This window comes from Desulfobacter vibrioformis DSM 8776 (assembly GCF_000745975.1).
Classification (GTDB): Bacteria; Desulfobacterota; Desulfobacteria; order Desulfobacterales; family Desulfobacteraceae; genus Desulfobacter; species Desulfobacter vibrioformis.
Genome location: NZ_JQKJ01000037.1, coordinates 21,114 through 27,651 on the forward strand (window position 1 = coordinate 21,114; position 6,538 = coordinate 27,651).

General features: G+C 45.6%; 6 protein-coding genes and 1 pseudogene. All 7 read left to right on the forward strand.

Annotated features, from left to right (window positions below):
• Nucleotides 1-189: 189 nt before the first annotated feature.
• Nucleotides 190-819: pseudogene (gene cas5c, locus Q366_RS17190) on the forward strand (type I-C CRISPR-associated protein Cas5c); the annotation flags it as partial.
• Nucleotides 780-2,582 carry a type I-C CRISPR-associated protein Cas8c/Csd1 gene (gene cas8c, locus Q366_RS17195; protein ID WP_051958128.1) on the forward strand — a complete coding sequence of 601 codons (1,803 nt, stop codon included), beginning with the start codon at nt 780-782 and terminating at the stop codon, nt 2,580-2,582. The pseudogene cas5c and the gene cas8c, both read left to right, overlap by 40 nt.
• 3 nt (nt 2,583-2,585) lie before the next feature.
• Nucleotides 2,586-3,449 (forward strand): type I-C CRISPR-associated protein Cas7/Csd2, encoded by an 864-nt coding sequence (gene cas7c / locus Q366_RS17200; RefSeq protein WP_035241348.1) that lies wholly within the window; start codon nt 2,586-2,588, stop codon nt 3,447-3,449.
• 32 nt (nt 3,450-3,481) lie between these two features.
• The gene (locus tag Q366_RS17205; RefSeq protein ID WP_035241350.1) at nt 3,482-4,300 is read left to right on the forward strand and encodes a Fic family protein; all 819 of its coding nucleotides are present in this window, start codon (nt 3,482-3,484) and stop codon (nt 4,298-4,300) included.
• A complete protein-coding gene (cas4, locus tag Q366_RS17210) occupies nt 4,300-4,950 on the forward strand; it encodes a CRISPR-associated protein Cas4 (RefSeq protein ID WP_035241352.1) in 651 nt (216 codons plus the stop codon). Before Q366_RS17205 ends, cas4 begins: the two co-directional genes overlap by 1 nt.
• On the forward strand, nt 4,947-5,978 hold the full coding sequence (gene cas1c / locus Q366_RS17215; RefSeq protein ID WP_035241354.1) for a type I-C CRISPR-associated endonuclease Cas1c: 1,032 nt from the start codon (nt 4,947-4,949) through the stop codon (nt 5,976-5,978). Before cas4 ends, cas1c begins: the two co-directional genes overlap by 4 nt.
• A gap of 14 nt (nt 5,979-5,992) precedes the next feature.
• The gene (cas2, locus tag Q366_RS17220) at nt 5,993-6,280 is read left to right on the forward strand and encodes a CRISPR-associated endonuclease Cas2 (RefSeq protein ID WP_035241356.1); all 288 of its coding nucleotides are present in this window, start codon (nt 5,993-5,995) and stop codon (nt 6,278-6,280) included.
• Nucleotides 6,281-6,538 lie beyond the last annotated feature (258 nt).

The window sequence follows — 6,538 nt, forward strand, 5'->3', positions numbered from 1 at the left end:
AGGAGAAAATTTATGGCATTTGGAATCAAGTTGAAAGTCTGGGGTCAATGCCATAAACTTAAGCATTGAGATTTTATTTTACCACGAAGTCCACGAAGATATTAGAGTACTAAACTTCGTGTTCTTCGTGAACTTCGTGGTTTTAATCTGAAAAGTTTCTTAACTTTATGACATTGAGTCTGGGGTGATTATGCCTGTTTCACCCGCCCGGAGATGAAAGTAGAACGTGTCTCGTATGATGTTATGACACCTTCGGCAGCCCGAGGTATTCTTGAAGCGATTCACTGGAAACCTGCCATTCGCTGGGTGGTTGACGCAATACACGTTTTGCACCCCATCAAATTTGACAATGTCCGTCGTAATGAAGTGGCGTCTAAAATCCCCAAGCCCAATCCTGCTACTGTTATGAGCAAAGGGAAACGTCTTTATTACCTTGTCGATGACGGCAAAAACAGGCAGCAGCGGGCAACCACGCTACTTAGAAACGTTGCATATATCATTGAAGCCCATTTTGAAATGACAGATAAGGCCGGTACTGATGATAACGAAGGAAAGCACCTGAGTATTTTTAACAGACGGGCGAAAAATGGACAGTTTTTTCATCAACCCTGCCTGGGTTGCAGAGAGTTCCCGGCCTATTTTGAATTGATGGAGGAAGAGATCCCCTCCTCTTACTACAAAGGGCACACCAAAGACTTAGGATATATGCTGCTCGATATTGACTTCAATAACAAACAGACGCCTCTATTTTTTAAAGCTATCATGGAAAACGGTATCATATGTCCGCCGAATCCTTTGTCTTCGGAGGTAACATCATGATTCTCCAGGCCTTGAACAGCTACTATGAAAGAGTGGCCGCAGACGCCGAATCCGGAATGCCTCCGTTTGGAACCAGCATTGAAAAGGTCTCTTTTGCGCTGATTATCGATGATTCCGGAGCACTCAAAGGCGTGGATGATTTAAGGGAACAAAGCGGAAAAAAGCTACTCCCCAGAACGATCCCTGTACCGGCTGCAGTTACCAGGACATCCGGGATAAAAGCCAATTTCTTATGGGATAAAGCAGCCTATGTCTTTGGTGCTGATGCTGGCGGTCCTACGGATGATAATAAATCACGGTTTGAATCCTTTCAGGCCTTACTCCAGGAAGTGTGCCAAGGCATTGAAGATAACGCCGTCAACTCCGTATTGGCCTTTCTCCAACAATGGGACAGAATGGAAGCGGAATCTGTGCTTGCACAATATCATCCCTGGGATGATCTATGTAACGCCAATTTTATGTTCCGGCTGGATGGCGTCCCCGGATACATTCATGAACGAAATCTTGTCCGAAAAGCCTGGCTGAAATATATTCAGCAGTCTATCAGTGCCCCCCATATCCAATGTATGGTCAATGGTGAAAAAAATGTTCCCCAGGCAAGAGTCCACACCCCAATAAAGGGCATCAGGGGAGGCCAGACATCAGGGGGATATATCGTCTCGTATAATGCAACGGCTTTTGTTTCTTATGGGCAAGACAAAGCCGCTGTAAGTGAAATGTCTGCGTTTGCTTATACCACAGCGTTAAATGCGTTGTTATCATCCAACAGCCGCCAGAATATTGTTATCGGAGATATGACCTTGGTTTTCTGGGCAGAGAAACCAAGCCCTGCTGAAGATATTTTTGCCTACCTTTTTGATCCGCCTGAAATAGAGACAAACGCCTCGAAAGAAAATCAGGACGACCAGGAAACAGCCGAAAAAATACGCGGACTTTTACATGCGGTCAAAGATGGCCGCCGGGTCACTGATATAATACCCGACCTGGATGATTCGGTTCGCTTTTACATTCTAGGGTTATCACCCAATGCAGCCCGGCTCTCCATTCGTTTTTGGGAAGTGGACAGTTTCGGTAATCTACTGAAACGAATAAGCCTGTACTTTGATCAGCTTTCCATTGCAAGACAGTTTGAAAATGAACCGGAATATCCGCCTCTTTGGCGCCTGCTGTGTCAAACCGCTGCCCTGGGGAAAAGTGAGAATGTCTCTCCGGTATTTGCAGGCAACATGGCACGTGCCGTATTAACAGGTTCGCGCTTTCCGCAAAACCTGCTACCGCTTGTTCTTCAACGTATCCGCAGTGAACACAGTATAACTTATTTTCGTGCGGCCATGCTTAAAGCGTATCTTATTCGCAACGCAACCGCGACAAATTTAAAGGGGGTTACCATGACGCTGGACGTAGAGAGAACCGATGGACCGTATCTGCTGGGCCGTCTGTTCTCGGTTCTGGAAAAAGCACAGGAAGAGGCCATTCCCGGTGCCAATGCGACCATGAAGGATCGTTATCTTTCATCAGCATCCGCAACACCGGGGCTTGTTTTCCACATGATTTTAAAAAATGCAACCAATCATATTGCCAAACTTAGAAAAGATCCTGAAAAAACCGGAAGGGCAACGTATTTTGAAAAACTGATTCAAGACATTGTGGATAAATTTGATGCTTTTCCGTCAACACTTCCTGCCGAGGCGCAAGGCCTTTTTATGATTGGATACTACCATCAGCGCAAAAACTTTTTCACTAAAAAAATCGAGGAGAATTAAACCATGACTGCAATTGCCAACCGGTACGAATTCATACTGCTGTTTGATGTGGAAAATGGAAACCCTAATGGCGACCCGGATGCAGGAAATTTGCCCCGTTTTGATCCTGAAACCGGTTACGGACTCGTAACAGATGTCTGTCTTAAACGGAAAATAAGAAATCACGTATCTATTCTAATGGACGGAAAACCGGGGTATAACATTTATATTCAGGAAAAGGCCGTACTCAATGAAACCAACAAATCAGCGTATAAAGAATACAATTTTGAACCCCAGAAAAAAAAGCTTCCCAAAAAAGAAGAAGATGCCAAAAAAGTTACCGGATGGATGTGCAGCAATTTTTTTGACGTACGCGCCTTTGGGGCGGTAATGACCACTGAAGTAAATTGCGGTCAAGTCAGAGGGCCTGTTCAACTGGCTTTTGCTAAAAGCGTCGAGCCGATCTTTTCCCAGGAAATAAGCATTACCCGCATGGCAGTAACAAATATAAAAGATCTGGAAAAAGAAAGAACCATGGGACGGAAACACATCGTTCCCTATGGACTCTATATGGCAAAAGGATTCATATCTGCGCCTCTGTCTGCCAAAACAGGATTTAGTGATGAAGATTTGCAGTTACTTTGGAATGCCTTGAGCAATATGTTTGAACATGATCGTTCCGCTGCCCGGGGGTTCATGAGCAGCCGCAAGCTAATTGCATTCAAACACGACAGCGAACTGGGAAATGCTCCCGCTCATCAGCTCTTTGATACTATAAAAGTTGAACGAAAAGACAATGCCCGACCTGCACGCCAATTTGATGATTATTCAGTTGTAATAAATAAAGATCAAATTCCCAGCGGTGTTACCTTACAAGAATTAATGTAAACACAATGCGGGTTAAACCATCAAGGCAAAGAATGCTCTACTTTTTACAAAACCTGGATAACGACCTCCAAAAGGCCCTGATAACCCAGTTGCGCAATCTGTGGACCCACACTTCCACAGCCATTGAGGGCAACACCCTGACCCTGGGGGAAACCGCCTTTGTTCTTGAAGAGGGCTTGACCATTTCAGGCAAGCCCCTCAAGGACCATGAGGAGGTGGTGGGACACGCCAGGGCCATTGATCTGGTCTACGGCCTGCTGGACCAGGGAACGCCTTTTAATAAAGAGGCGCTATTCAACCTTCACAAAGCAGTTCAGACCCATGTAATTATTGACATATACAAACCTGTAGGGGGCTGGAAAAAAGAACCCAATTCAACTGTAGGCGTGGTTGATGAGAAGCAGGTGGTTTTTGAGTATGCGACACCAGGTGATGTGCCGTCACTTATGGAACAATGGTTTAAGCTGTATCATGTGCTTATGGCCTCTGCTGTCCCCGGAGATAAAAAAAAGGCGTTGCAGGCCTATGTTTCACTTCATATTTCCTTTGTTCGCATCCATCCCTTTTTTGACGGAAACGGCAGAATGGCAAGACTTGTTGCCAATCTGCCGGTGTTAAAGGCCGGTCTGCCGCCTGTCATTGTGCCAAGGGAACAGCGCAAAGCCTATATTGACGCCTTGTCCCAATACCATTATGCCGTGGGGCAGATTGAGAAGGGGGACGATTTGCTGCCGGAACCGGAGACAATAAAACCCTTTGCCGCTTTTTGTGAACAGGCCTGGCGTGCGTCCATGGATCTGGTGGATGAGATTCATAAAAAACAGCAGATACGTGCCGGAAAAGGGCAATAATGGTGTATCCGGAAAAGGAATATCTGCAATTATCAGCACTGCAGCATATTCTTTTCTGCCGGCGGCAGTGTGCCCTGATTCATATTGAACAGCTATGGGAGGAAAACCTGTTCACGGCCCAGGGTCGGGTCATGCATGAAAGAGTGGACAGGGGCGATCAGGCAGACAGAGGTAAAATCAGAATTGAATACGGGTTGCCCCTGAAATCAGCCCGCCTGGGCTTAACAGGAAAGGCGGATGTGGTTGAATTTCACCGGACAGATTCTTCCGTTCAAAAATGGGTCCCCTTCCCTGTGGAGTACAAGCGAGGAAAACCCAAAAAAAATCTGTCCGACAAGGTCCAGCTTTGTGCCCAGGCCATGTGCCTTGAGGAGATGCTTAATACTGACATCCTGTCCGGCGCACTTTTTTATGGGAAGACAAGACGCCGTCTGGAGGTAATTTTTGATGAAGAATTGCGACATAAAACCATGGAAACGGCAGGGCAACTTCATGCCATGATTGAATCCGGAATAACCCCACCGCCTGAGTACGATAAAAAATGTGATGCCTGCTCATTTCTATCATTATGCATGCCAAAGGCTCTTACAAAAAAACGGACCGTTTCTTCCTGGTTAAAAAGAATGGTTCGGGAAGATATGATTGAATGAAAAAACATCTGAATACCCTGTTTATCACCACCCAGGGGGCATACCTGGGCAAAGACGGGGAAACCGTTGCCGTTAAAATCGAACAGAAAACCGTATTGCGCATCCCCATCCATACCCTTGACGGAATTGTCTGTTTCGGTTCCGTCGGGTGCAGTCCCTACCTGATGGGGTTTTGCGCGGAAAAAGATGTGGCAATCAGCTTTCTGACCGAATATGGGAAATTTCTGGCCATGGTCAAAGGACCGGTTTCAGGCAATGTCCTGCTGCGAAGAAAGCAGTTCCGGATGGCGGACAAGCCGGAAGTTTCAGCACAGGTGGCAGGTTTTGTCCTGACCGGAAAAATTGCAAACTGCCGGACCGTGCTTGAACGCTGCCTGCGGGATCATTCCGAAAAAATGGATCAGACCTCTGTAAAAAAAGTATCCAACCGGCTGTCCATGTACATTCAAAAAGAGTTGCAGAAAGACGATCTGGACAGTCTTCGGGGAATTGAGGGAGATGCCGCCCATCAATATTTCAGTATTTTTGACGAATTGATCTTTCAGCAAAAGGACGCGTTTACTTTTTCCGGACGGAACAGAAGACCGCCAACTGACAGGGTGAATTGTCTGCTTTCTTTTGTTTATACACTGCTGGTTCATGATGTCCGTTCCGCTCTGGAGTCCGTGGGGCTGGACCCGTCAGTGGGCTTTCTTCACCGGGACCGTCCGGGCAGGCCAAGTCTTGCCCTGGATATGATGGAAGAATTCAGGCCGTTTCTTGCTGACAGGCTTGTACTGTCAATGATCAACAGGGGGCAGATCAGGCCTGACGGATTTACCATAAAAGAGTCAGGCGCGGTTCATATGGATGATGATACCCGTAAGACTATTCTGACGGCTTATCAGAAAAGAAAGCAGGAAAGCCTGGTTCATCCATTTTTAAATGAAAAAATCCAGATCGGAACCTTGTTTTTCATCCAGGCCCTGCTTCTGGCAAGGTTTATCCGTGGGGATCTTGACGGATACCCGCCTTTTATCTGGAAATAGGTCAAGGAGTTATTGTGCTGGTATTGGTAAGCTATGACGTTTCCATAGAGGAAAAGGGCGCAAAGCGTTTACGGCGCGTTGCAAAAGCATGTCAGAACTATGGTCAAAGAGTTCAATACTCTGTTTTTGAGTGTGTGGTCGATCCTGCACAGTGGACAGTTTTAAGGCAAAACCTGATTGATGAAATAAATCCTGAAAGAGACAGTTTAAGATTTTATTTTCTCGGATCAAACTGGAAAAGGCGGGTTGAACATATCGGAGCCAAAAAGTCGATTGATTTTGATGAACCACTGATCCTGTGAAAAAATGCGAACTCTAAGTTCAAATTTTATTAAAAAGCCAAATCAGGTTCCTAATAGGGATGTTGCAAGATTGGATACTCATAGGTTCGCATTTTCAAAACCATTTGAAATCACATTATTTTTCTCTTCAATAATTCACACTCATTTTAAAAATTATATATTTTCGGAAGGATCGCTCTTTGACAATTTGTTTTTGTTAAATTATAGCAGGTTAGCATAGTAACGGTCGCTCCCCATGCGGGAGCGTGGATTGAAACA